The following is a 25,447-nucleotide window of genomic DNA, read 5'->3' as shown; positions in this document are numbered from 1 at the left end:
TCTTGAACAAAACCGCCTTCGGCGGCAATAAATCAAAACCTACACGGTGATTAGACTATTCATTTAGTCTATGGGTACCATAAGCCCATTGCACTTGACACACAGTGCAGTGGGTTTCCCCTTTTCATCGCAGTTTTCTGGTGTAGACATTTCGTAGACGATATCTGCATCGATTCCTTCTTCATAGCCACAACGTTTGCATCGAAACTGAACATACTCAACTGGTGCATCTGCTCCGAATGGGATGGTGTATTCTCGTTCATCCATTTCTCTTCACTCCTCGATGGTATAGTAAGACAATTCTCTGTTACATCATAAATCAATCCATACTTCGGATGCCATATCTCCCATAATTCCATCACATGCTTACATTTCTTACAACGCATCGGATCTTTTGAAAAGTTTTGAATGAGTCTTTGGCGATAACTCATTTTCGATGCTCTTTTATTCCACCAGCTTTTGCTTGTATAATAGGTCCGCTGGTAGCCACTTTTGATATATTGCTGTAAACCATACATCCTTTTCCTCGTCAAAGCAGTTCTACCTGAATAGATTCCATAGCGCCTGACTAACTTCTGATTTTTCATTGGGATATGTTGAACGAGTTTGCCCATGAATGTATGGATGCTTTCTGTGACCTCTTCTCGTTTTTCGCTCTTATGATCAATATACCAATACCTGATTTCTCTCTCAGTGACCCCCATGATGCGGTGTTCTGCCATGGCTGGTCGTGCCAAGTAGCGCCCAATATACTGGGCGCTCTTCTTGGCACTTTTCATTTTCCCCTCTGCATAAACATAAAATCCGTCTTTGTATCGTTTGAAATAGCCACTGTACTCTCGACTTTTATGGGGATTTTTCTTGATCATGTATTGGATAAGCTTATATTGCCAGATCTTTCGAAAACTCGTGTAGTTGAAATAGTTCAGTTCACCTATTTCTTCGCCTTTCATCTTTATCTCTGGGATCAATGCATGTACATGTGGATTGTATTTTAAATCACGACCAAAGGTATGAACCACGCTGATCATACCAGTTTGCCACAGTAAACCTTTTTGCTTACGTCGTTTTCTTCTGTCATATGCTTCGCGATTTTTTCCATTCACCCTGTTGATGGTTTCCTCAACGACTTCCCACGCCAAGACTTGCAAATCCTTTAAGCAGTCCTTGTTATAGAAAAAGTGCGCTCTGAATTCCTCAGGTATGGTGAATACACAATGGCGATGGATCACATCTAGCAGTTTAGACTGCTGCCTATCGCTCCATTCATCACTATATCTCTTTCCACAACTATTACAAAACCTACTTTTACAGGTGAATCCAATTATCTTTTCTTCGGCGCAATGGGTACACTTATATTTGATATACCCACCTTTTGGATCTCCACATTCGATCATCTTCTTCACTTGAGATTGAATCTGCTCTCGTTGCGACTCTGGAAACTTATGGGCATTTTCTTTCCAGAAGTCTGCAAAGTGATCCCTGAAGATATCTTTTATTCTGTATTTGGCATCAACAGTTGTTTTCATAGTATCAGTTTATCTTTCCTCTCTACTGATGCCAACTACTTATTCTCATTTCATCCACATCTCTTTGCGCATGCTATTTCCTAAGCTACTAAAAAGAGCACCCGCTCGTCGCCGGAGATCCCGGCGACGGTCAGGTGCTTCTTGTGTACATCGATACCCAGGTAAAGCATCAGCTGGTCCCCTTGGCGGTGATCCGATCGATGGAAAGCTTGATCAGCGCCGTGGCCTCGCCGGAGCGGTCCACGTAGGCGGTTCCCGCTTCCCTGTGGTCCGGCGCATACTTGTCGATGAAGAGAAGAAGCGCAGACCTTCGCTCCTCTCCCGTGACGAGTGATGCTCTACCGAAGGCCATGGCACTCCGGTAGGCAGTGGTAAACTGGGCGGGCTTTCGCACCACATCCGTCACGACGGTGAAGGCCGCCTCTGGATTCTCGAGAATCAGATCGATCTTTTTTCCTTCCAGTGCCCCGTGAAAGTACAGGGCCTTTTCCTTTTCATCATAGACGTAAGAGAGCGGGACCCCGTAGGGTGTCCCGTCCCTTTCCGCTAAAGAGAGGACGCCGTACTCCCCACCGGCTAGAATGGATTTTCCCGTAGCCTCTCCAAGGTCTTTTTTGGCATTACGCATTTTTCGATTCAATGGTTGCACACTCCCCTTCTCTACCTGAGCTGTTCGATCAAAAACTGGCTTCTTCCAAGTAATCGTCGGCACTGCGCTTGATGACCTCGTAGAACTCCACCTTGGCGGCGTTAAAGTAGGGGATCAAGAACAAGAACCCGATACCAAAGGTCAGGATGCTCAAGAGGAACCACCCGATAAAGGAAACAGTAAACCCGAAGTACTCGCTCTTGTGGCCGTCCATCAGCATCTTAGAAGCGTCGATCGCCTCGAGCCCTGACATATCGGGATTTTCCGTCATGATCAGATAGGCCATGCTGTAGCGAATGGCCGCGATGATCCCCGGTACGATCAGAACCAGGGTCCAGAGGAGAATGAACAGCGTTGAGAAGAAGTGCAGTAAAAAGGTGTCCCCAAAGCGCTTGAACCCGATGAAAAGGTCAGCGATATTGGCGGTCTTTTCCCTGAGCCGACGAAAGAAAATCATGAGCCCATAACTCAAGGGGCCTGAAACGATGAAACTCAAGAGGTTGAAAAAAGCCGACGTACCGCTAAATTGTGTTCCCCGGCTGGAGATCTCGACGACACGCTGCTGGTTGGTGAACAGTTGTGTGAGCGCCAGGTAAATCAGAACGGTAACGATGACCTCGGGCCAGTGTCCCCGTAGATTCTCTCTGGCGGTGGATTTGATTCGTTCGAATGACATGTGCATTCCTCCTTTTGGTGACCTTTGTTGTGCTCATTATATCGCATGAAGGCCTCGGTCGTCGTGCTTTTAAGCCAATCTTAACTCTTTGCTAATCGCGGCTACAGACTTTTTTTAAGAAAAGCCCCCACCCCATCCTGCTCACGACAAATACAAAAACACCCCCGATGCACCATCAGCAAGGAGGGGATCGCTGATAGTGGCATCGGGGGGGGGGTTAGTTAAGTGAGGCGCGGATAAAGGTCGCGGTCTTCACGGGCGATACGCTCAGAAAGGGTCCCGAGCACCCGCTCCGTTTCAGAGACGAATCTCTCGGGATCGGCGTTCAACTTTGTCGCCGTGTTGAACTGTAACTTGTAGGCCTCGAAGACATCCGCGATGCCTGCCATTTCTCCCATGTAGTCATCGTGCACGGCGGCGAGATCAGGGTTTTTGTGGTCCTTGAGCGCCGGATAGAGTAAGCGGTCTTCTTCACGAAGGTGGATCTTGATCTTGCCGGCGAGAAGATTCAGATCCTTTGCCACGGCCAGCGCTTCTTCCTCGACATCTCTTTCACTCACCGAGAGGAGGCGGTCGACGAGCGCGCCGATCTCGGCGTGCTGGCGCTTGAAATTATCGAGCTTCATCTCCTGCACCTTCTTGCTCTTTTTGGGCGGCATAAGCCTTGATGTACTGGAGGACCGGTGCGACTTTCATGATGGTGGGCGCTCCCTTCATCCAGATCTGCTGCTTGAGGACCTCGGTGATCTCGGGTAGGGTCGCCCCGTGGTCGTAGGCTTTTCTCGCTTCCAGCTTGGCGCGTCGCTCGTGGTCATCGAAGACAGCCGTCCCAAGGGCCACGAGGTAGAGGTATTTGAGCTCGAGGGCGCCGTTCCCGCCCCAGATCTCGTGGTGGTAGTCCGCGATGATCTCCTGCATCTCCTTCCCGAAGTGCTTGGATAGGGTCACACCGGGTGGTACGAAACCGAGGTCGTCTTTAAACTGTTTTTCCATCTCTTGTCTATTCATCTGGTCGATCGCTCCTTTTCTCTTTGTTTTCTGATCTTAGCCTATCGCACCGGGGACAAGCGAGCCGTGATACACATCAAAAAATAAAAGATTTTTTCAAAAAAACGAAAAGAAGAGGGATCTCCTCTTCTCATCGAACGGGTATTTGAATCTCATTGAGGTACTTCTCGGGATCCGATTCATTCCAAGGCCCCCGTAGCGGTAGTTCGCGGGCCGGACCAGCAATCTCCAGTCCCCGGTCTTCAATCCAACGACCCAAGGCGCTAAAGGCCGGTGCGATGTGTGAGAAGTCTCCATGCACCGCCAGGGTGGCGCACCTTTCGATGGGTTCCGACCAGCGAAGGGTAAAGGGGGTTTCCGCCTCACAATCACCTACCACCTCTATGAGGACCTCCACATCCACCGGTCCTTCCACGTAACCGTCGTCGTGGTAGGTTGCGTAGCTCTTCGTCCCCACCGCAGTGCCGTTTTTCTCGATAAAAGCGCCGAGCCGCTGCCAGAGCATACCCTCGGCATCATAGGCTGGGATCCTGTCTCTGAGGGCCAGGGCCTGAAACCCTTCGATTCGCTTCATGATCACTTTCGTTTCCATTCTCTTGTGCTCCTTCCCCGCGGCCTCAAGGGCCGCTTCGATCATGGCGAGACGTTCTTTCGTCTCGCTCAGTCGCTCCGACGTTTCTTCTTTTTTTCTCAAGAGAAGCGCACGTCGTTCTACGTCGGAAGAGGCCAGGAAGAGCTCGTGGATCTCGGCGATCTGAAACCCCATATCGCGATAAGATCGAATCCGAGTGATCTCGTCGAGCTGCGATGCCCGGTAGTACCGGTAACCGCTCATCTCATCCACATGATGGGGATGGAAGAGTCCTTCTTCATCATAGTGCCGGAGCATCCGTACGGACACACGAGCGAGTTTGGAAAAATCGCCAATCTTGAACACGAGAACACCTCCCTCTTCTTCCCATTTCAGAATAGACCCTCACATCATGTGAGGGTCAAGGGGAAAAAACATTTCTTTCTTTAAGGTCTAAGTTCCGTCTCGATCTCGATCTGCCCGTCCTTCATCCTTACCTTGGCGTGGGCTCCGTTGATCATCAAAAGCTGTGGGGGCAGGTGGCCGATATCCGCATCGAGAACCACGGGGATGCCAAGCTCGCCAAAGATCCGCAGGTAGGCGTCGCGGTCGAGAAAGTCCCCTTCCTGTTTTACGCCCGTTCGGCCCACGATGAGTCCCGAGATCCTATCGAACCATCCAGCCTCTTTCATCTGGAAGAGACGACGGTAGACGTCGGTCGATGGCGTCTCGCAATTCTCTAGGTACCAGAGGATTCCCTCGTCACCGTAGCGTTCAATAAATCCGTTCACGTCTTCATAGGGGGTGCCGAGCAGGTTGCCGATGGTGTCGAGACAGCCCCCGATCACCCGTCCCGAGAAGAGGGCTTCCTCCGGTCCGAGCAAGGGTTTCACCCTCGACTTTGCACTGAGCTGATAAGGAGCCAGGAGATCCTTCTCCACATCGGGCCACTCCACCTGGTAAAGAGGTAGGGTCTTTTGCACGAATTGATGCTTGCCAAGATACATAAGACTTGCTTGAACGGAGGGATCCACGCTGCGTGGCGAAAAGTCCATCATGTTGGGTCCATGGGCCGTGGCGATATCATGGACCGTGGTCAGGTAGAAGAGCAGGGTGCTCAGATCCGAGAAGCCCATGACCCACGGAAAGGATTCCGGGTCAATCGTCTCCTTATGAATGATCGGTAGAATTTCCATGAGAAATTCACCACCCCAGGGTGGTAGGATCAGATCGATCTCTGGATCCTTCACAAGGTCCATAAAGGCCTCGGCCCGCGTCGCGGCATCAGCACTGGTGTGCTGGTGCGAAGCATAGAGGGGTTCTTTCGCCAGCACCCCGTGTCCATCGTCCGCGAGGTTTTTGAAAGCATTTTTGAAACGGTCCACCATGATCCCGGTGACCCCTGCGGATGGAGCGGTCGTGGCGATGGTCATCTTCTCGTTGGTTCTTTTGGGATAATGCATCAGTTCGGCCTCCTCTGGGTCCTTTGTTAGTTTTTCACAAACTAGAGCATACTCTTTGCTTTTTCTAGGAAAGGGGCGTATAATAGCCTATAGTGTTTTCTTGGTTACCCACTTTAAAAAACAAGAATCATCATTTCTGTTTTTGAAAAAGGGATCCTTGGAAGACATAGCGATATGTTGAAAGGAGCTTTTTTTATGCAAAAAATGTCCACGAGATGGCTTGTGAAGACGGCGCTCATCGCCGCCCTTTACGTCGCCGTCACCCTGGCGCTCGCGCCCATCAGCTACGGCGAAGTGCAGTTTCGTCTCTCCGAGGTCCTGGTCCTTCTGGCCTTTTTCCAGCCCGCGGCAATCCCGGGTCTTGTGATCGGTTGTTTCCTGGCCAACCTCGGATCTCCCCTGGGTCCCATCGACCCGGTGCTCGGTACCCTGGCCACCCTCCTGTCCGTCCTGGCCATCCGCATGACCCGCCGGATGCTGGGCGACTCCACCAAGAGCCTGTTCATCGCCGGTCTGTGGCCCGTTGTCTTCAACGGTGTGATCGTCGGTGCCATGCTGACCTATCTCTTCGGTCTCCCCTTCTTCCTGGCCGCGACATCCGTGGCCTTCGGCGAGGCCGTGGTGGTCCTTGGGGCCGGCGTGCCCCTCTTCCATTTCCTCAAGAAGCGAGAGGATCTCAGGGCCCGACTGCTCGACGAAGCTTAATAGACAAAGGGACCGTCCCAACGGGCGGTCCTTTTCTTATGCCAGGTAGGTCTTGTAGGTTTGGTCCATCCCCAGGATGTGCTCGGTGATCCAGGCGAAAACCTCCTGCATGAGCTTCGATAGGAAGTCCACCGGATCCTCATCCACGTGATCGAGATCCACGCTCTTGAGTTTTTTGACAAACAGTTTGTGCTGGAACTTGTGCGTCATCTCGTCCAGGTAGTCGGGGTTCTCGAAGAGCTTCTCTTCTTCTTCAAAATGGTACTCCGTGTAGTCGATGAGCTTACCGAGAACGCGTGCGATGTCGTCGTAACGGTCGATCCCCTGCTTGGTCTCATCGAGAAGAACCACGATTTCGTTGCCGAGTTTGAGCAGTTCCTGGTGCTGGGCATCGATGGTCGTGCTTCCCACAGAGAAGCGGTCGTTCCAGGTGATGGGTTTAAGCTGTATAGTGGCCATATCTTCTTCCTTCCTTTCGAGTGTCTATGTATAAACTAGCGTTTCAACCATTTTACCACACGGTAGCATATTATGAACAGTGCACGAAAAAACGCCGATTTGCATCGGCGCTTTTTCTGTAGGTGTTCCATGATTCGATTCAGGAGGTGATCAGGGTGCCGGTCTTGCCGGCGATACCATCGGCTGCTTTTTCTAGTGAGGTGATCAGGGCCTTGCGGTCAGCTCTGGAGGTGGCAAAGCCCAGCGCCGCTTCTACTTTGGGGAGCATGGAGCCCGGAGCGAAGTGCCCCTCGGCGATATAGGCTTTCGTGGTCGTAGGATCCAGGATGTCGAGCCATTTTTCCTCCGGTGTACCGAAGTGTATGGCCACGCGCTCGACGGCCGTCAAGATAATCAAGCGGTCTGCCTCCAGGATCTCGGCCAGTTTTGCGCTGGCAAAGTCCTTGTCGATTACAGCATCCACTCCCTTGAGGCTGTGACCCTGGGCCACTACGGGGATACCCCCACCACCGGCTGCGATGACCAGGTGGCCCGCTCGAACCAGGGTGTCGATCGTCACTTTTTCCGCCACATCCACGGGTCTCGGCGAGGGGACCACGCGTCGATAGCCCCGGCCGGCGTCCTCGATCATTTTGTATCCCTTCTCTTTTTCCAGGTGATCGGAGACTTCCTTGCTGTAGAAACTTCCCACGGGCTTCGTGGGCATCTCGAAGGCCGGATCCTCAGGATTCACGAGCACCTGGGTGACCACAGTGGCCACGGGCTTCTCGATCCCGCGGGAAAGGAGCTCTTCCCTGAGCGCGTTCTGCAGGTGGTAGCCAATGTAACCCTGGCTCATGGCCCCACACTCTGCAAAGGGCATCTCGGGTGTCGCGGCTTCCGACAGAGATGAGGTCTCCATGGCCAGATTGATCATCCCGACCTGTGGGCCGTTGCCATGGGCCAAAATCAGCTCGTGGCCGGCTTCGATCAAGTCCACGATGGGCTTCGCCGTTTGGGCAACGGCCCGCCTCTGTTCTTCCGGGGTATTCCCCAGGGCGTTCCCACCCAGGGCGATCACAATCCGTTCTTTCATATGCGATTACCTCCCTTTTCTTCTAGGCTGTCTCCTCCATTCTACCGGTAAACCCGCCGGCGGTCTTCGTGCGCTCTCTCTGAAAATCATCTCTCTACTTGGGCAATCCTTCCGAAATCGTTTGTACCCTCTTAAACGGTGGTATAATAGTAAAAGCACTTATTTTATCCGAAGGGAGTTATTCGCTATGTGGGAAGACCGACAATTCAGGCGGCTCGTGAAGGGTGTTCTCCTCCTCACGCTCCTCCTCTTGCTGAAACAAGTACCCTACCTTACTGGACCCATTTTACAACTATTAGGTCTCGTGGTGACACCAGCCATCCTGGCCCTTTTTTTCTACTATGCACTCCGACCGGTCACACGTTTTTTCAAAAACAAAATGCCCGCCGGACTGGCCGTGGGACTCTCCTTCCTGCTCGTGCTGGCGGTACTCACCCTGGCTACGATCACAGGCGGCAGCGTGGTAAGCGATCAGTTCAAGAGTACCTTCATCGATAACGCCCAGCGCTTTTCCGACCTCAGGAGCACACTGGAAGAACCCTTTCAAGCCCTTCCCCTGGATTTCTCCGTGGACGAAGCCTGGGTGGATGGTTTTCGAAAGGGTGTGACCACGCTGTCGAGCAACCTGTTCGGGATTTTCTCCAGCCTCTCGGACTTCGGTACGCAGCTGGTCCTCTCGCTCTTCTTCCTTTTTTATCTGCTGAAGGAAGATCAGAACTTCAAGGACTACCTGTACACCCACGCGGTCCCCGAGAGCCATAAAAAGGCTGTCAAACGGGTGGCCGCCAGACTCGACGAACGACTCTCCACCTACATCAGCGGACAGCTCCTGGTGGCCCTGGTGATCGGTACCCTCATGTACATCGCTTACATGATCATTGGGATGCCCAGCGCCCTGCTTATGGCCTTTTTCTCCATGATCACGGCCATCATCCCCTTCCTCGGACCGATCCTCGGGGTCCTGCCCGCCATGCTCATCGCCATGACCGAAAGCCTGGCGCTGGTGATCCAGGTGGTCATCGCCGCCGTGATTGTCCAGCAACTGGAGGGCAACCTGATCACCCCCAAGATCATGGGAGCCAAACTTTCCCTTCACCCCTTGGTGATCATCGTGGTGGTCATCGCCAGCCTGACCCTCTGGGGTATCCTGGGGGCCTTCGTGGGCATCCCGGCCTTCCTCATCTTAAAGACCTTAATCACCGACTACAGAGAACATAAGAAGGAGTGGTTTGACAGATGAACGACAATGTCCTGATAGCCTTTGCACTCACCGCCTTCGCTGGTCTTTCCACCGGTATCGGTAGCGCCCTGGCCTTTTTCACCAATAAGACGAATGAAAAATTTCTATCGGTTTCACTGGGGTTTTCCGCGGGTGTGATGATCTACGTGAGTTTCATGGAGATCATGCCCAAGGCCCAGGAATCGCTGACGGCTGCACTGGGGCTAAAAACCGGTTCCTGGGTGACCGTCGGCGGTTTCTTCGGTGGCGTGGCCCTCATCGCCCTCATCGACAAATTGGTTCCAGATTACGAAAACCCACATGAAATGCACGACGCCAGCGAGATGCACGGCGAAGACCAATGGGCCTACGGAGAAAAACCGAAAAAAGTAAGCCCCATGGAGGATAAAGAAGGTCTTATGCGCATGGGTCTCATGAGCGCCCTGGCCATCGCCATCCACAACTTTCCAGAGGGACTGGCCACCTTTGCCGCGGCCCTGAAAGACCCAGCGCTTGGCATTCCCATCGCCGTGGCCGTGGCCATTCACAACATTCCTGAAGGCATCGCCGTTTCCGTACCCATCTACTTCTCCACCGGATCGAAAAAGAAAGCTTTTACCTATTCCTTCCTCTCGGGACTCTCCGAACCCGTGGGCGCCCTGGTGGGATACTTGCTCCTCAGGCAATTCTTCAACGATCTGACCTTCGGGATCCTGTTTGCCTTCGTGGCCGGGATCATGGTCTACATCTCGATCGACGAGCTGCTCCCCGCCTCGGAAAAATACGGCGAACACCACCTGTCCATTTACGGGATGATCGGTGGCATGGGGCTTATGGCCCTGAGCCTGCTACTGTTCCTCTGATTTTAACTGCACGCAACCATTGCACCCAAGAGGAGTCGATATGCTGTTTCAAAAGACTGCCGAGAAGAGTCACCAAAAGCATTTCAGCCCCTACAACACCCTATCCCTGATTTTCCTCCTGCTGGCGATTTTCATTGTTCCTTTCTCCTTTGTCCTGCGAAGTGCCTTTTACAACTTTTTCCTCCAACTGGACATCGATCTGGTCAATTACGGATTGTGGTTCCTATCGATCCTAGCCATGGTCTGCGCCCTCTTGTCACTCACCACCTCGGTCACCGGCCTCAACCACGGGCTCGGGTCCAAGATGGCTTTTTCCATCACCGTCCTGGTCGCCACTTTCACGGCCATCGCCCTGTCGGGGCTGGTCTTCCTTCCCCATATGTACATACTCAGCTTTGGAAAATAACATTGAAAGACGTAGATAGCGGGTGCATCCGATTCCATCGATCGGACGCACCCGCTTTTTATCCATTATCCTACCTTTTCTTCTTCGCTATGAGGAGCACCTCATGCGTTTTCTCCCGGACCGTCTCCTGCCTTTCGATCGCAAATCCAGCCTTCTCGATCAAGCCGACCAACTCATCCACTTCGTATCCTCTTGTCTTAGGCACCAGTCCCACGACCGAACCCATCTTCAGAAGATGCTTGGCCACCATCGTCTCACCAAGACAGGGGGTCAGCGAGATGAAAAGGCCGCCGGCTTTGAGGTGGTTGTGGACCTCGCCCAATGTAATCTGAAGGTCTTCCATTAGATGAAGTAGGTAGAAAGAAAAAATCACATCGTATGCGTCCTCTGAAAAATCGACATCCGCCAAGGTGCCACAGAAGAAGCCGACATGGTCGATATTCGCCTCCTTAGCCTTTCTCTCAGCTTCAGCGATCATGGCTTCGGAATAGTCCATACCGTGGACCTCGCCCACTCGGTGGACTATGTCCAGTACCAAGGTCCCCGTTCCACAACCGATATCCAGGACCCGATGGTCCTTGGAGAGGTAGGGCCCGATGGTCCCGAGCGCCCTTTCATAGACAGGTCGGTCGCCCTCCTCGGAGCGGTCGTAACGCTTCGCCATCTTGTTCCAAAAACTTCGGCTGTCCTTCACGGTACAGGTCCTTTCTCTTCTCCCGGGGGCCCGGTTATCCGAGGGCCACGTCCAGGATCATCATGATGGCAAAACCAAACATCACACCTACCGTGGCAATCTCCGAAGCCCTGTGGTCTTCTCCGGTCTGCGATTCCGGGATCAGCTCCTCGGCTACCACGTAGATCATGGCCCCCGCGGCAAAGGCCAGGGCAAAGGGCAGGATCGGTCGCATGCTGAGTACGGCGAGGGCGCCGAGGACCCCGGCGATGGGTTCGACCACACCGGAAGACTGTCCGTAGAAAAAAGCCTTGCGGCGGCTGAGTCCCTCACGCCTGAGCGGGATGCTGACGGCCGCTCCCTCGGGGAAATTCTGGATGCCGATACCGATGGCCAAGGCCACTGCTCCTGCGAGCGATGCCGAGGGGAGGCCGTAGGCCACAGCACCGAAGGCAACGCCCACAGCCAGGCCCTCGGGTATGTTGTGGAGGGTGATCGCAAGGACCAGCAGGATGCTCCGCTGCCAGCGCGTCTTGATTCCCTCGGCCTCCGAGGTGTCAAAACCCATGTGCAGGTGAGGTAAGGTCTTGTCGACAATCCATAGGAAGAAACCACCCGACAAAAAACCGATGCTCGCCATGAGCCAGGGCGTCTGACCTAGATCGCCGGCCATCTCGATGGCCGGAGCAAGCAGCGACCAAAAGCTGGCCGCGATCATCACACCGGCAGCGAACCCCAGCATGCCATTGAGTATCCGCTGCTTGATCGTAACGAAAAAGAAAACGAGAGCAGCGCCTAGTGCGGTCATCGACCAGGTGAAAAGTGTCCCGATGAGCGCCTGCGTCACCGGTGAAAATTGTTCAATCCATTGCAGCATAGTAAGATCTTCCTTTCTGTATGATCTGTCCTTCACTAGATACCCCCGCCCCGAATTGATAATCATGCACAGACCAGGGGACAAGAACCAAAGGAAGGACCACTCTATGCAAGAAAAAAGCGACCTTCCCACCAAAGGAAAGATCGCCAGGTGTACTTATCTGAGGTAAAGAAAGATCGCGAAAAACTGACAGACGCTACCGGCCAGTACAAAGAGGTGCCACACAGCGTGGTGAAAGGGCATTTTCTTGCTTGCGTAGAAGATTGTCCCCAGCGTGTAGAAGAGTCCACCGCCGAGTAGCCAGAAGAAAAAGCCCAGGGGAAGGACCGCCAGCATAGGTTTGATCACGATGACCGCCAGCCACCCCATCCCAATGTAGATGATTAGCGAGAGCACCTTAAAGCGGTCGAAATTCTTGAAAGTCACGATCTTGAAGACGATTCCCGCGATGGCGATCGCCCAGACGGCGATGAGGAGCCCCATCCGCCAAGCCCCCTCGAGGGCGAGGAGGGCCACCGGCGTATAGGTGCCGGCGATGTACAGGTAGATGGCCGAGTGATCGAAGACCCTCAGGATCGGCTTGACCCTCGGGTGCGGGATGCTGTGGTAGAGGGTCGAAGCGCTGTAGAGTAAAAAACTACAGGCACCGTAGATGGCAAAGGCCACGATACCCAGGGGGTTCTTATCGATATAGGCAAAGACCAAGAGTAGGGTCATGGTGACGACGGAAAAGAGTACGCCGATTCCGTGGGTGACGGCATTGGCGATTTCCTCATTGCGGGTGTAATGCTTCATATCTACTTCCACCTCGTTTCCTATACAACTGGAAAAAAAGACCCACTCTCACGGCTCGGAGAACGGGTCGTTTCACTGGTGCGAGATAAGGGACTTGAACCCCTGACTTCTTCCACGTCAAGGAAGCACTCTACCACTGAGTTAATCTCGCATGTCTTGCAACACTTAAGATTATAGCAAAGGAATCCGTGCTTGGCAAGATGTCGGGACGAACATTTTTCTTCATGAGGAGGGACAGGGACCAGGAGGGGAGTAAAACAACCGTTTCTACCCTCTCCTATCGACGAGTTCCTTTTCCATATCCTCCAGTGTAATCAATCGCAAACGATGCGACTCACGAGACAACTCGATTAATCACCAGAAGTTTTCTCTGAGACATTGATTGATCTGCCAAAAACAGCAGGGCATCTTCCCATCCGTCGAAAGTACTGACGAACTTCTCCATGCTAGATCCCTGCAAAACTGCTTTGGAGAATAATTCTAACTGATTGTGATCGGTCGCTTCGATCGCCGAGTAAAAAATGTGCTCTTTTTCCTCGCAAAATTTTCTCAGTAGTTCCGTTTTCCCGATACGTCTTCGACCGTATAAGATCAAAAACTCTGCTCGATCGCTTTGGTCTCTTTTTTCAAAATACGATAGCTCTTCTCTTCTACCGATGAACATGTAGGTTCCTCCCCTTTCTCCTTTTCTTCATTATACGACGATTAGCAATTTTGTAGAGTCGTGATTAGACTAATTACGACTCTACAAAATTTGTGCCTTTTAAGCACAAGAAAACCCATGCCACCACAGCATGGGTTTCTACCGTTTCTTGAACCTTCAATTGACTATAAGCTCTTGTAGCAGAACCACCAATCTTTGTACTCGATCTCACCGGCTTCGGCCTGCTTCTTGCGCTCGGCAACCAGGGCTTCCGTACCTGCAGGCGGGATGATGACCTTATCGCCAAGGACGGGGTTGTTCGGCCAATTCTCCGGCATGGCCACACCGTTTTTGTCGCTCACCTGCAGGGCCTTGAGGGCGCGGAGCACCTCGTCCACACTGCGGCCGATCTCCTGGGGGTAGTACATCATCAGGCGAAGGGCACCTTTGGGATCCACGATGAAGACAGCACGCACGGTGTTCGTCCCCTTGGCTTCGTGCAGCATGCCGAGCTCAGTGGACACGCGGCCCAGCTCATCGGCGATCACGGGGAAGGGCACCTTCGTGTCGAAATTCTCACCGATCCACTCCACCCACTTAATGTGGCTGAAGACCTGGTCCACGGAGAGACCCAGGAGCTCTGTGTTCAGCTGGGCGAAATCCTCCGCCCTCTTGGAGAAACCGACAAATTCCGTGGTGCAGACCGGTGTGAAATCACCAGGGTGACTGAAGAGGACGAACCACTTGCCCTCGTAGTCGTCGGGAAGTACCTTGTCGCCGTGTGTGGTCTTGACCGTCATCTTGGGAAACGTGTCGCCGAGCAGGGGGAGTTTGTTGATCTTTTCCATGTTTTTAAACCTCCGTGAATAAGTACTAGGGTTGTGTTTGCTTTTCTCAATCTGTATTATATGCAAATTGATATGAATTTTCAAGTGTGATTTTGTAATTCTTGCAACTTGAAAACGAATATCAAAAACACGCCCCGCGAGAGGCGTGTTCGTTATTAAACAGCAACTGATTCTCTCTGGTCCTTAGCGCGTGCTTGGATTCTTCCTGACTAGACGCGTCGACCCGCGATAATTCCAGCGACCAAGGTAATGATGAAGAGAACAATGAAAATATAGAATAGAAACTTCGCGATCTCAATCGCAGCACCAGCAATACCGATGAACCCAAAAAATGCAGCGATGAGTGCTACGACGAAAAAAATGGCTGACCATTTTAACATAGTATACCCTCCTTTCAGATGAACTTAGTGTCAAACGAATACTGCATAAACCAATGCATAAGCACTGGAATTGCTGCAATCTATAATTCAAGAGGCTTCCCTCCCCATTTTAGGTTTCAATACTCCCCAAAATGTGTAGGTGATTAATATCCGACTACCAAGCACCCGAAAGGAGTTGGCCTCTTGAATACGAATTTGGTGACCACGCTACTTTTTATGCTTTGTGCGCAGTCTTCAGTCATTGAGATCCTCATGATTCTCAACTTTGCGATCAATTACAAGAATGCTAAACCTGAAGGTCCATTGAGCCTTAGGTACCAGCAGTTCCAAATCGATCAACCTCCGCTTATTGAAAAGATCGATTACACGAGCTACCACAAGCGGATCAACGACTATTTCCTCGCTACAGGAAAGAAAATCCGTCCTGTTCAGCGTCGAGGTGGTGCGAAGGTCCCGAGTCACGTGAAATGCCCGTACTGCAAGGCGCCTCATAAATATCTTTACCGGAACAACGGAAACAAGGGAAATCAATACCGATGTAAAGTCTGTCATCACAACTTCAACATCATGACCGACCGTGATCGAAAGCCTTTCACCCTAAGATGTCCCCACTGCGCTAAACCGCTAGATAGAATTAAGGAGCGTGACAACTTCAATGTGTACAAATGCAGAAATGATCAGTGCTCTTTTTATCTCAACAATCTTGCGGCCATGTCGGATGCAGACCGCGATCGTTTCGAATGCTATCCCACGCTTTTCAAGGTTCGGTATATCCACCGTGTTTTCAACGGCAACTTTAAGGAACTCTCACGTGAATCGATTGATCTTCCGAAGGTTGATCTCTCGCGCATTCACGCACCACACTATATCCTTGGACTCATTTTGAGCTACCGGATCAACTATGGCCTTACTGCTAGGAAAGTCTCGCAAATCATGCGCGAGGTCCATTGTTACAAGGTTTCTGCCCAAACTGTCCTCAACTACTGCGAGGCTGCAGGCTACATCGTAAAACCCTTTTTGGATACCTACGACTATGACTTGTCCGGTTCCTATGCAGGCGATGAAACCTATATCAAGATCAGGGGTAAGCATGCCTACATCTTTTATTTCATCGACACCGTCAAGAAGATACTGCTCTCGTATTATGTCTCAGAAAGACGAACGTCTACTTGTGCCATGAAGGCACTTGCCTACGTGAGAGAAAAGCTATCTCCCTATGATGGTAAGCCTACTTTCATCACCGATGGAAATCCCATCTACAAGCTGGCTCAATACTTCTACGCAGAGCCCGAAAAGAACGGTGGGACGCCGGAAGATAAGTTTGTGTTCGATCTGGTCACGGTCTATGGGCTCACAAATGATGATCCGATTTCAACGGAGTACAGACCGCTCAAGCAAATCATCGAACGTTTGAACAGAACCTTTCGGGCTTCTTATCGATTGACCAATGGCTACCATGCTTATCACGGATCCGTTAGCCATGTGAACCTGTTTGCCGTTCACTTCAACTTTCTCAGAACCCACAGAAGCCTGGGGAACAAGGTGCCCGTTCCGATTCCAGAGATTGAAAAGCAGAAAGACATGCCCAACAAATGGGTGAAATTACTCCACCTTTCGCAAGAAAAAATCCTGGAGCTCCAAAGGGTAGCTTGACCCTGTCGAAGTTGATAGCTACTACCAGCGGTAGCGCACTACCGCTACTTCTTGTGCTCAAATTTCTCGTCCGTTGCCTTTTCCCATAGCTGTCGGGAGGCCTCGAGCCGACCTATGGTTTTCATAGATCTTTAGACACTACCCAGATGAATCGGGCGAAGAGCTGGGAGACGCTCCACTTAGCCACTTCCGCCCAAGGACTTGCATTCTATTTATGCCCAGAACCCACAACTTCCAAACATTTTCCAAATAGACCGCTCCTCTTGAGAGACCTCCCTCCACACACAAAAGGAAGCCCTCCGAAATAGGGCTTCCTCTTTCATCACTGCCTTCATTTGCTCAATCGACCAGCTGGTCTTCTGCATTGAAAAAGGTACGCGCACCGAGGTACAACATGACCAGCACAGAAGCCGACACAGCACCTAAGATCCCCAGCATGATGGCCATCTGGTAGGCGATGGCCGTGGTGGGAACCGTACCAGACAAGATCTGACCGGTCATCATCCCCGGCAGGAAGACGATGCCCATACCCAGCATGGAATTGATGGTCGGCAGGATCGCAGCGTCAAAGGCACCGTCGACGATGGGCGCCGCCGCGCGCTTCGGCGTGGCACCCAAGATCAGGGCCTCCTCCACCCGCTGGCGGTTGTCCTGCATCCCGTCCAGGAGCCGTCCAATACCAAGGGAAATCCCCGTCATGGAGTTGCCCACCAGCATGCCGGCGAGCGGGATGAAGTACTGGGGGTCGTACCAGGGGCTGATCCGGACCACCACGAAAAGAAAGTAGATCATGGTCGTCAGGGTCCCGGCGGAAAGACCGATGGCCACCACGCGTTTCATGGCCGTCGACAGCCGTCCCTTGAACTTCTTGTACACCGTGAAGATCGCAAAGACCTCCATCAGAGCGATCACCCCGACGGTAAAGAGTGGGTGCGGGTTCTCGAAGATCCACAGGAGCACATAACCCGTCAGCATGAGCTGCAGGGTCATGCGCACAGAGGCCAGAACAAGCAACTTCTTGCGGTCGATCCCACGGATATGGAGCACCAGCAGCACGAAGAGAACGAAAACGTAGCCCAGGGCTACCTGAATGACCGATAGGTCCATGATGCCCTTCATTGACGGTCGCCTCCTCTCGCCAGTTCGATGGTCCGGTCGGCATAATCCGTGGCGATCTCCCGCTTGTGGGTGACCATCACCAGAGACTTCTCGCGCTCCCTCACGAAGTCCACGATGGCCTCGATAATCAGGCGTTCCGTCTTCTCATCGAGAGAAGATGACGGTTCATCGAGCAGATACACCGGTGCATCGAGCAGCAACAGACGTCCGAGGCCAAGCCGCTGTTTCTCACCGCCGGACAGTTTCGTTGCATCGTCCGTTAGGTTTTTACTCAGGTGGACGCGCTCGAGCATAGCGGTGAGCTCCGCGTCAGGGGGGACCGGACGATCTTGATAGGTGAAGCCCATGATCAGATTGTCGCGAAGGGTCCCCGGCACCACCACGGGCGTTTGGCTCATGAGCGCCACCTCCCTACGGTGGTCCACGCTTGGCCGCGAGGATAATGCTTGTCCCTCGTACAGGATCTCGCCTTCCGTGGGGGACAGCATCTTGTTGAGCAGCTTGAGCAGCGTGGTCTTCCCCGCTCCCGATTCTCCGAGAAGAGCCGTGATCTTTCTCTCCTCGATCTCCAGGTGGTCGATGGCCAGGATGTCCTTGTACTGCATCTTGTCGATGGTAAACAACATCCCGCTCACCCTCTTTCCTTCGGGAGCACTTCTTCCACGAGTTCTGTCAATTTCTTGCGCGCACCGATCAGATCCTGGCGACCTTTATCGGTGATCTGGTAGTATTTTCTCGTCTTCCCTTCGACCACCTGCTTTTCCGATACCAAAAGGCCATCCTTCTCCAGGTGGTGGAAGATGGGATAGAGGGTGCCCGGGCTCATCTCGTAACCGTGCTCCTCCAGCTCTTCTAGCATCCAGGCTCCGTAGAGCGGTTCTTTTTCAGCGTGGTGCAGGATATGCAGGGCGACGAACCCCGTGAGCAATCTTCTTTCGATGTACTGTGACATCTTGTCATCTCCTTTTTCGGTTTTCGTTTTCGGAATTCGTTATTAATAGTATACCCGCACCCCAGGGCTCTACACAAGAAAAAAAGGGACCCTTCTCTCGAAAGATCCCCTTATCACGACCTAGTGGCCGGTGATGCGACTTACTTTTTCGTCGGAAAGGCCAGGATGTTGTTCCCTTGGTCTTTCTTCTTGTCCGTGGCGATCTCCCGCTGGAGAAACTCCATGGCCCCTGGGATCGATGCCCAGATGGTGCCCACCATGCTCGAGAAGATGTAGGCCTCCTCGATGCTGCCTTCTTGAAAATACCCCGGGGGTGTCTCGGGTTTTTCCTCGGTCCCCAGGAGCTGTCCCGGGATGTGTGGATTTGCCTCGATGGCTTTCTCAAGGAGCCGCGACGCCTTGGCTTTCTTGCCCGCGGCAAAGGCGCCGAGCACGCGATTGTACTGGAACTGTGCGGAGGCATCCATTCCGTAGTCCTCCTCCAGGTTCTCCAGGCTATCCTGATCCTTCATGAGCACGGCCAGGGCGTAGAAAGAGTAGCGAACGCCCAGGTTATCGCCCGGCATGAGATCAAGCATTTCGAGGCCTGTTTCGTAGGCTCCGTCGAAATCTCCCACGGAGACCTGGATCATATAGAGCTCGTGCAAGGCCAACAGGTAGGGTCTGGCCTCCAGCGCCATCCAGAGACTGAACTCCGGATCGGTCTCTGCCTCGAGCATCACCTCGGGATCGATCCGATCCTCCAGTTCTTCTAGGTAATCATCCACAAGCTCTAGGAACCGACTGTAGTCCGTCTCAGAGTGGACGCGGTCGTTAAAGAGGTTGAAAATATGATCGCGCGGATCTTCCACTACCTCATCATCCAGACCGAGCATCCTGAGGACTTCCTCAGGCGGCATCCCGATGTCGGTCTCGGCGGTCCAGTCGATCATCCGATCCTCCCATTCGGGGTGCTGCCAGGTGCCGATGTCTTGGATGAGGGCCCGGTGCTCTTTAGCATAACGTTTGACCGTAGCCGTCGTGGTATCGAAATACTCATAGAACTCGGTTTTCGTGATCCCCTGTTTCTTGAACTGATCGTTTTCCTCAAGCAGCAGGTAGACCATGCCCGCGAGGTAGCCATCCATGCTCCTCGCCTGTTTAAAGACCACCTCGTGGTCATCCATCAGCTCGGCCAGGTGATCGTAAAGGGCCTTCAGGATCTCAGGATCCAATATTTCCTCGTACATCAAGCTCAGATCTTCGCACAGCTGCACATACAGCTCTGCGTTTTTTGCCAGGATCCTTCTCTCCATGGTTCGTCATCTCCTTTTTCTTGACTTCTATGCGTTCATTATACAGGAAAGGAGGACGGGTTAACAGGGCGAATGAAAAGAGGCCTCCTCGTGGGTGTCTTAAATCTCCGTACCGAGAGACCTTCCTTCATCCCTTATCGAAAAGACCTCTATTGCAGTAGGCAGACTCCCGCGCGCTATCTAACGACAAAGCCCCCCTGAGGTCTTGCCCTTCATGTCAGGGTCACAGGAAGAGTGGAGATCGGCCCTCACCCCTTCGAAGACCTGGTTTAAAAGGAAAAACCACCCCGTGGGGTGGTCCTTAGTAGGAGCGCGCTTTCACTTTATCTGTTCAGATACGCCAGGGCAACCGATGCATAAAGAGCCGTGCCGTTGATCAGCGCCTCCTCCTCTAGATCAAAGCGGGGGTGATGATGGGGATAACTCGTTCCGTCTGCCTTTCCAGCACCCACAAAGGCGATGGCGCCCGGGATTTTCTCGAGGTAATAGGCCAGGTCCTCGCTCCCCATGATCTTCTCAAAAGAAAACAGGTTGGTCTCGCCCACGACAGAGGCGGCGGCCCCTCTCACGACTTTCGCAAAATCAGGATCATTCGCTAAGGGTGGGGTCACCCGCTCGATTTCACACTGCACCGAGCCACGGTGAGCCGAGGCGATACCGCTCGCATAACGCTCGATAGCCTCACGGATCTTGTCGACCATCTCCTGGCTGAAGCAGCGGTAGGTGCCGATCATCGTGGCCTCCTCCGGGATCACATTAAAACGCGTGCCCGCATGGACCTCGCCAAAGGTCAGCGTCGCGGGTTCGAGCGGCGAGCGCTCTCGGGACAAAATCGCCTGGGATTCTAAGAGAAAATTCGCGGCCATCACCACGGGATCCACCGTTTGGTCCGGCATGGACCCGTGGCCACCGCGTCCGGTGAAGGTGACCTTCACGAAATTACCCGAGGCCATGCGGGGACCCGGTTCGATGTTGATCTGCCCCACGGGCACATCGTTCCACAGGTGGATACCGAAAAGGGCGTCGACACCCTCGAGAACTCCCGCTTCAATCATGGCCTTGGCTCCCTGGACCATCTCCTCGGCGGGCTGGAAGATCAGGCGCACCCGACCGGAGAAGGGTTCCTGGACCAGGAGCTGCGCAGCTCCCAGGAGCATAGCGGTGTGGCCATCGTGACCACAGGCGTGCATGATGCCGGGAGCGGTGGAAGCAAAGGCCAGATCCGTCTGCTCATTCACCTGTAGGGCGTCCATATCGGCGCGCAGGGCCACGGTGGGACCAGGACCCTCTCCTACGATATCGGCCACCACACCGGTACCGCAGAGGCGTCTGGGGCTAAGCCCCAGTGCGCTTAGTTCTTCCTCCACACGGGCGGCCGTCTGCTCCTCCTGCCAGCTCGCCTCTGGAAAGCGATGAAAGTGGCGGCGCAGGGCCACCACTTTCTCTTGTATGGCAACAGCTTTGTCTCGCATCAGCTTTCCTCCGCCAGATAATCCAAGGCAATCTGGGCGTAGAGACCGGCGGCAATTTCCAATGACTGCTCGTCGATATCAAACTTCGCGTGGTGGTGGGGGTAGTACTCGCCCTTTCCTTCATTGCGCGCGCCCACGAAGGCGAAGGCCGACGGAATGTCCTTGCCGAAGAAAGAGAAGTCCTCTCCACCGGTGGTCTGTGGTACATGGGTCAAGGCGTCTGCCGACAGAATTTTTTCCACGGCACCCCGGCCAATGGCCGCGAGACCCGGATCGTTGATCGTCGGAATCACCAGCTGCTTGTAGTCCAGCTCTGCGGTGGCGCGGTAGCTTGCAGCTGTATCGCGGACGATCCGCTCCATCATGGGATGGAAGGCATCGTTGACCTCCATGCTGAAGCAGCGCGTCGTGCCCTCGAGGTAGGCATCCTCGGCCAGCACATTGAAGCGTGTACCGGCTTTGAAGATCCCGACGCTGAGAACGGCTGGATCCAGCGGGCTAACCTCCCTGGAGACCACGGACTGCAGGGCGCTGACCACGGCGGCACCCACCATCACGGCGTCGACCCCCTGGTGGGGCATGGAACCATGGCCCCCGCGGCCCTTGATGTTGATCTTGAAGATCCCGGCAGAGGCCATGCGCGGTCCATCTTCCATGGACACGGTGCCCACCGGGGCATCGTTCCAGATGTGGATGCCGAAGGCGGCATCTACACCCTCGAGCACGCCCTCCTCGATCATGGCGAGGGCCCCCTTGGCCACTTCTTCACCGGGCTGGAAGAAGAGCTTGACCGTGCCTTTGATCTCGTCTTTCATCTCGGACAGGATTTTGGCCGCCGTGAGCAGACCGGCGGTGTGTCCGTCGTGCCCGCAGGCGTGCATGAGCCCGTCCTTTTGGCTTTTGTAAGGGTGATCGGCCAGTTCCGTGACCTCCAGGGCATCGATATCCGCCCGCAGGGCAATGGTTCTGCCGGATACAGGGCCTTCGATCGTGCCGACGACACCGGTCCCCGCCACACGCTGGGTGGGGATCCCGAGCTCGGCCAGTTCCTTTTCAATCCGCTCGGCTGTTTTGTGTTCCTGCATACTGGGCTCCGGATGCTGGTGAAAGTGCCGACGCAGGGCGACGGCGTGTTCCTTATGGGTTGTCATCAATTCCTTTACAGTCATTTAGCTCTTTCCTCCTAAACGGATCACGGTATGGTAGATCAGTTCAATGCCCTTTTGCAGATCGGCATAGTCCGTCCATTCCTCGGGACAGTGGCTGCGTCCGCCCTTGCTTGGTACAAAGATCAGCCCTGTGGGGGCCACAGCAGCCATGACCATGGCGTCGTGCCCGGCCCCACTGCTCATCTTTTTCGAGCTAAGACCCAAGCTGCCGACTTGCTCTTCGAAAAGACCCATGATCTCGGCGTCCATGGCCACGGGGGCCACGTCGAGCAGCTGGTCGATGGTGTGGGTGATAGGCTCCCCGGCGGTGGCCTCCTCGATGGCCTCGAGCAGTCCTGCCTTCACTTCGGCAATGGCCTCTGCAGACCTCGAGCGGATGTCCACGGTGAAGGTCACTTGACCGGGAACAATATTCGCGGCGCCGGGCTTCACTTCTAGGGTCCCCACGGTGGCCACGGTGCCGTCACCGGCCACTGCCGCCAGGTGCGGCATGTGGGCGATAATCCGGCTGGCGGCCACCAGGGCATCGGCCCGCAGGTCCATGGGTGTGGTGCCCGCGTGGTCCGGTCGACCGGTGAGGGTGATGCGACACTCGTCGATCCCCACCACGTCGGTGACAAGGCCGACCTCGATGTTTTCCTTCTCGAGGACGGGTCCCTGTTCGATGTGGAGCTCGATGAAAGCCTTCACATCGCCGGGTTCGCGCTTGGCCTCGCCGATCTTAGCCGGATCGAAACCAAAGGTCTTCATGGCCTCGGCCATAGATGTCCCGTGTGCATCCTCCCGGTGGGTCAGTTCTTCGAGGGTGAGACCGTAGGCCATGGCCCGGCTGGCGAACACGCCGGATCCGAAGCGCCCACCCTCCTCCTCGATCATGGCGATCATCTCCACGGGGTGGGCGAGGGTGATGTCCTCTTCCTCGAGGCACCGGAGAATCTCAAGGCCCATGACAACGCCGGCGGGACCGTCGAAGTTCCCACCATTTTTCACCGAGTCAAAGTGCGAGCCGATGATAATCGGGGCCAGGTTGGGGTCCGTTCCCTCGCGGCGTCCGATGAGGCTACCGGCGGCATCCTCATAGACATGGACGTCCAGGCGCTCGAGCTCACCGATCAGATAATCCCGCGCTTCACGGTCTTCTTGTGTGAGGGAGAAACGGGTGAGACCCTCGCCGGGTGTGGCGTTAAAATGGGCCAGCGTCTCGAGGTCTTCTTTGATGCGGTCGCGACTTGTGATCATGTCTCCTTCAACTCCTTCCTAAAAAAGCGGATCACAGGAGCGTGATCCGGTGTTCGATCTTGGCAAAATGCTTGAGCATAGCACTGACATTGCAGTATTTTTCTTCCGCTAGGTTGACGGCGCGTTCTGTCTTTTCCGCGGTCAGGGTCGGACCCTTCACCCGGATGTCCAGGGTGATGGCACGGTAGATCTTGGGGGTGCCGTCATCGGGCTCCCCCAGAATACTGATCTCCAGCGATTCGACTTCTTCGCGCATTTTTTCGAGGATGAGCTTCACATCCACGCCCATGCAACCGCCCAGGGCGGCCAACATCACGGGCATGGGTAGCATGCCCTCGTGTTTGCCACCGGCCGCGGGGCCGAGGTCCATGGTGAACCCCTCTCCCCGCTCATCGGTGGCGCGCACGCGAAAACCCTCTTCTAACGTACAGCGAATTTCGTGGGCCATCTTATAAGAACCCTACGAAGATTCCGGCGATAATGACCGAGACGATGGTGACTGTGGTGAAACCGCCCACCAGCATCTTGGGTAGCATTTCGTCCATCAGGAAGGCCTGCTCGTCGTCGTTCTCGGCGAGGGCTGTGGCCGCCTCCTGGGTCAGGATGTAGTTCGGTGGGAAGCCGTAGAGGGCTGTCAGCGCCACGGCAAAGGACATTTCCTTGGTGTAGCCGAGTTTTGAGCCCACGACCATGGACAGGATGCCCATGCCCGTGACACCGAGTAAGATCACGCCGAGAAGCGGACCTGCGATCTCAAGCAGCATTTCTGGAGTAGCGCGCGCTAGGCCGGCGAAGACGAAGGCCATGAGGCCTGTGATCAGGAAGCCGAAAGAGCCGGAAAGGTTCAGCGGGCGCTGTTCTACGAAGCCGATTTCCTGGGCGATAACACCGAAGAGCAGGCAGAGGACGAAGGGCGAGATCTCGACGATCGGCGCCAGGATCCCTGCAGAGGCCACGGCGGCCCAGGCGGTGAGGCCCAGCTTCGCCAGGATCACGTAGGTGGTCTGGTACTGTTTGGGCAGCGGCGGGATGAGTTTCTTCTTCTTTTCCACCAGCTGGTCTTCTTCATTGGGCTTCACGTGTACGATGGATCCGTCTCGGAAACCCGACAGGAGTCGCTTGCCTTCTTTTTTGAGCATCATGGCGGTGAGCGGGTAGCCCACGAAGCCCTGCATGACGTAGGTCACGATGGCCAAGACCGACAAGGTGGTGAGCCCCAGCTCGGCAGCGGCCTCGGACATGATGATAGCAGCTACGATTCCTCCCGTGAGCGGAGGTGTAGCGATGACCACGGTCTCCCATCCAAAGAGGAAGCGGCCGATGGTCAGCGTCATCATGGTGATCCCGATGATCCCCACGACGGCCACAGTGATGGTACGCCACTGGGCGGCCAGTTCACGGATCGTCAGGAGCGTCCCCATGTGGGTGATGAGCAGGTACATGGACAGGTAGACGATGGGGGTCTGGAAACCTGCGAGCGCCACGATATCGGCGGGGAAGAAGGTCCAGAAACCAAAGAGGAAGAGGAGTGCGGCGACGAAAACCGATGGGACGAAGGCTTTCGTCTTGGCTGCGACGACGTCGCCGGCCGATAGAACGATCAGTACGATAGAAAATGCCATTAATAAACTCATAATAGATGATACCTCCCTTTCTTTATACTTGTGATGAGTATAACAAAAGAATTTTCTGAAAACGACGTGAATCAC

General features: G+C 54.1%; 29 protein-coding genes and 1 tRNA gene. 5 read left to right on the top strand and 25 right to left on the bottom strand.

Annotation, left to right across the window (positions count from 1 at the left end):
• Positions 1-68: 68 nt before the first annotated feature.
• The 7 genes from ACULM0_RS11635 to ACULM0_RS11605 all read right to left on the bottom strand — a co-directional run bounded on the left by ACULM0_RS11635 (position 69) and on the right by ACULM0_RS11605 (position 5,896).
• Positions 69-1,529: an IS91 family transposase gene (locus ACULM0_RS11635; RefSeq protein ID WP_463677700.1), complete on the bottom strand. Its 1,461-nt coding sequence runs from the start codon at positions 1,527-1,529 to the stop codon at positions 69-71.
• A gap of 169 nt (positions 1,530-1,698) precedes the next feature.
• Positions 1,699-2,169: a pyridoxamine 5'-phosphate oxidase family protein gene (locus tag ACULM0_RS11630; protein WP_463677699.1), complete on the bottom strand. Its 471-nt coding sequence runs from the start codon at positions 2,167-2,169 to the stop codon at positions 1,699-1,701.
• A 37-nt stretch (positions 2,170-2,206) separates the two neighbouring features.
• Positions 2,207-2,854, bottom strand: coding sequence for a DUF975 family protein (locus ACULM0_RS11625; RefSeq protein ID WP_463677698.1), 648 nt, complete (start codon positions 2,852-2,854; stop codon positions 2,207-2,209).
• Between the two features lie 221 nt (positions 2,855-3,075).
• Positions 3,076-3,480 carry a hemerythrin domain-containing protein gene (locus ACULM0_RS11620; protein ID WP_463677697.1) on the bottom strand — a complete coding sequence of 135 codons (405 nt, stop codon included), beginning with the start codon at positions 3,478-3,480 and terminating at the stop codon, positions 3,076-3,078.
• Entirely contained in the window at positions 3,467-3,862 is a 396-nt protein-coding gene (locus tag ACULM0_RS11615; RefSeq protein WP_463677696.1) for a carboxymuconolactone decarboxylase family protein, read from the bottom strand. Before ACULM0_RS11615 ends, ACULM0_RS11620 begins: the two co-directional genes overlap by 14 nt.
• A 130-nt stretch (positions 3,863-3,992) precedes the next feature.
• Positions 3,993-4,799 carry a MerR family transcriptional regulator gene (locus ACULM0_RS11610; RefSeq protein ID WP_463677695.1) on the bottom strand — a complete coding sequence of 269 codons (807 nt, stop codon included), beginning with the start codon at positions 4,797-4,799 and terminating at the stop codon, positions 3,993-3,995.
• Between the two features lie 80 nt (positions 4,800-4,879).
• Positions 4,880-5,896 (bottom strand): S66 family peptidase, encoded by a 1,017-nt coding sequence (locus tag ACULM0_RS11605; RefSeq protein ID WP_463677694.1) that lies wholly within the window; start codon positions 5,894-5,896, stop codon positions 4,880-4,882.
• A 195-nt stretch (positions 5,897-6,091) separates the two neighbouring features.
• On the opposite strand from ACULM0_RS11605, the gene ACULM0_RS11600 reads away from it, so the two are divergent.
• A complete protein-coding gene (locus tag ACULM0_RS11600; RefSeq protein ID WP_463677693.1) occupies positions 6,092-6,601 on the top strand; it encodes a QueT transporter family protein in 510 nt (169 codons plus the stop codon).
• A gap of 36 nt (positions 6,602-6,637) precedes the next feature.
• Here the strand turns inward: ACULM0_RS11600 and ACULM0_RS11595 are convergent, their stop codons facing one another.
• A complete protein-coding gene (locus ACULM0_RS11595) occupies positions 6,638-7,060 on the bottom strand; it encodes a bacteriohemerythrin (RefSeq protein WP_463677692.1) in 423 nt (140 codons plus the stop codon).
• Between the two features lie 139 nt (positions 7,061-7,199).
• Positions 7,200-8,135 (bottom strand): carbamate kinase, encoded by a 936-nt coding sequence (arcC, locus tag ACULM0_RS11590; protein ID WP_463677691.1) that lies wholly within the window; start codon positions 8,133-8,135, stop codon positions 7,200-7,202.
• Positions 8,136-8,322: 187 nt separating this feature from the next.
• Between arcC and ACULM0_RS11585 the strand changes: the two genes are divergently transcribed.
• From ACULM0_RS11585 to ACULM0_RS11575, 3 genes are read left to right on the top strand one after another with little or no spacing between them, the layout of a single operon-like run.
• Entirely contained in the window at positions 8,323-9,375 is a 1,053-nt protein-coding gene (locus ACULM0_RS11585) for an AI-2E family transporter (RefSeq protein WP_463677690.1), read from the top strand.
• Positions 9,372-10,217 (top strand): zinc transporter ZupT, encoded by an 846-nt coding sequence (gene zupT, locus ACULM0_RS11580; protein WP_463677689.1) that lies wholly within the window; start codon positions 9,372-9,374, stop codon positions 10,215-10,217. The genes ACULM0_RS11585 and zupT overlap by 4 nt, the downstream gene beginning before the upstream one ends.
• A gap of 40 nt (positions 10,218-10,257) precedes the next feature.
• Positions 10,258-10,623, top strand: coding sequence for a hypothetical protein (locus ACULM0_RS11575; protein WP_463677688.1), 366 nt, complete (start codon positions 10,258-10,260; stop codon positions 10,621-10,623).
• Positions 10,624-10,693: 70 nt separating this feature from the next.
• On the opposite strand, the gene ACULM0_RS11570 is transcribed toward ACULM0_RS11575, so the two are convergent.
• The 7 genes from ACULM0_RS11570 to ACULM0_RS11540 form a co-directional block, all read right to left on the bottom strand.
• Complete coding sequence (locus ACULM0_RS11570; RefSeq protein WP_463677687.1) at positions 10,694-11,317, bottom strand: class I SAM-dependent methyltransferase; 624 nt, start codon at positions 11,315-11,317, stop codon at positions 10,694-10,696.
• A gap of 34 nt (positions 11,318-11,351) precedes the next feature.
• A complete protein-coding gene (locus ACULM0_RS11565; protein WP_463677686.1) occupies positions 11,352-12,173 on the bottom strand; it encodes a ZIP family metal transporter in 822 nt (273 codons plus the stop codon).
• A 156-nt stretch (positions 12,174-12,329) separates the two neighbouring features.
• Positions 12,330-12,968 (bottom strand): PAQR family membrane homeostasis protein TrhA, encoded by a 639-nt coding sequence (gene trhA, locus ACULM0_RS11560; protein ID WP_463677685.1) that lies wholly within the window; start codon positions 12,966-12,968, stop codon positions 12,330-12,332.
• Positions 12,969-13,044: 76 nt separating this feature from the next.
• Positions 13,045-13,119 (bottom strand) — tRNA-Val (locus ACULM0_RS11555).
• A 183-nt stretch (positions 13,120-13,302) separates the two neighbouring features.
• Entirely contained in the window at positions 13,303-13,632 is a 330-nt protein-coding gene (locus tag ACULM0_RS11550; RefSeq protein WP_463677684.1) for an AAA family ATPase, read from the bottom strand.
• 164 nt (positions 13,633-13,796) lie between these two features.
• On the bottom strand, positions 13,797-14,459 hold the full coding sequence (locus ACULM0_RS11545) for a peroxiredoxin (RefSeq protein WP_463677683.1): 663 nt from the start codon (positions 14,457-14,459) through the stop codon (positions 13,797-13,799).
• Positions 14,460-14,668: 209 nt separating this feature from the next.
• Positions 14,669-14,839 carry a DUF1328 domain-containing protein gene (locus tag ACULM0_RS11540; protein WP_463677682.1) on the bottom strand — a complete coding sequence of 57 codons (171 nt, stop codon included), beginning with the start codon at positions 14,837-14,839 and terminating at the stop codon, positions 14,669-14,671.
• Positions 14,840-15,022: 183 nt separating this feature from the next.
• On the opposite strand from ACULM0_RS11540, the gene ACULM0_RS11535 reads away from it, so the two are divergent.
• A complete protein-coding gene (locus ACULM0_RS11535; RefSeq protein WP_463677681.1) occupies positions 15,023-16,492 on the top strand; it encodes a DDE-type integrase/transposase/recombinase in 1,470 nt (489 codons plus the stop codon).
• A 339-nt stretch (positions 16,493-16,831) separates the two neighbouring features.
• Here the strand turns inward: ACULM0_RS11535 and ACULM0_RS11530 are convergent, their stop codons facing one another.
• The 9 genes from ACULM0_RS11530 to ACULM0_RS11490 all read right to left on the bottom strand — a co-directional run bounded on the left by ACULM0_RS11530 (position 16,832) and on the right by ACULM0_RS11490 (position 25,372).
• Positions 16,832-17,611 carry an ABC transporter permease gene (locus ACULM0_RS11530; RefSeq protein WP_463677680.1) on the bottom strand — a complete coding sequence of 260 codons (780 nt, stop codon included), beginning with the start codon at positions 17,609-17,611 and terminating at the stop codon, positions 16,832-16,834.
• Positions 17,608-18,237 carry an ABC transporter ATP-binding protein gene (locus tag ACULM0_RS11525; protein WP_463677679.1) on the bottom strand — a complete coding sequence of 210 codons (630 nt, stop codon included), beginning with the start codon at positions 18,235-18,237 and terminating at the stop codon, positions 17,608-17,610. Before ACULM0_RS11525 ends, ACULM0_RS11530 begins: the two co-directional genes overlap by 4 nt.
• A 5-nt stretch (positions 18,238-18,242) precedes the next feature.
• Complete coding sequence (locus ACULM0_RS11520) at positions 18,243-18,563, bottom strand: PadR family transcriptional regulator (protein WP_463677678.1); 321 nt, start codon at positions 18,561-18,563, stop codon at positions 18,243-18,245.
• A 140-nt stretch (positions 18,564-18,703) separates the two neighbouring features.
• The gene (locus tag ACULM0_RS11515; protein WP_463677677.1) at positions 18,704-19,858 is read right to left on the bottom strand and encodes a hypothetical protein; all 1,155 of its coding nucleotides are present in this window, start codon (positions 19,856-19,858) and stop codon (positions 18,704-18,706) included.
• A gap of 323 nt (positions 19,859-20,181) precedes the next feature.
• On the bottom strand, positions 20,182-21,330 hold the full coding sequence (locus tag ACULM0_RS11510; RefSeq protein ID WP_463677676.1) for an amidohydrolase: 1,149 nt from the start codon (positions 21,328-21,330) through the stop codon (positions 20,182-20,184).
• Positions 21,330-22,499 carry an amidohydrolase gene (locus tag ACULM0_RS11505; RefSeq protein WP_463677675.1) on the bottom strand — a complete coding sequence of 390 codons (1,170 nt, stop codon included), beginning with the start codon at positions 22,497-22,499 and terminating at the stop codon, positions 21,330-21,332. The genes ACULM0_RS11510 and ACULM0_RS11505 overlap by 1 nt, the downstream gene beginning before the upstream one ends.
• A complete protein-coding gene (locus ACULM0_RS11500; protein WP_463677674.1) occupies positions 22,500-23,738 on the bottom strand; it encodes an allantoate amidohydrolase in 1,239 nt (412 codons plus the stop codon).
• Positions 23,739-23,769: 31 nt separating this feature from the next.
• Complete coding sequence (locus ACULM0_RS11495) at positions 23,770-24,186, bottom strand: OsmC family protein (RefSeq protein WP_463677673.1); 417 nt, start codon at positions 24,184-24,186, stop codon at positions 23,770-23,772.
• 1 nt (position 24,187) lies between these two features.
• Positions 24,188-25,372, bottom strand: a complete 1,185-nt coding sequence (locus ACULM0_RS11490) for a hypothetical protein (protein WP_463677672.1) — start codon at positions 25,370-25,372, stop codon at positions 24,188-24,190.
• Between the last annotated feature and the right edge of the window lie 75 nt (positions 25,373-25,447).

It is taken from the genome of Halotolerantifilum yawarlongkerapense (genome assembly GCF_054506745.1).
Note: the sequence above shows the minus strand (reverse complement) of the source record. Positions and strands in the feature narration are given on the sequence as shown.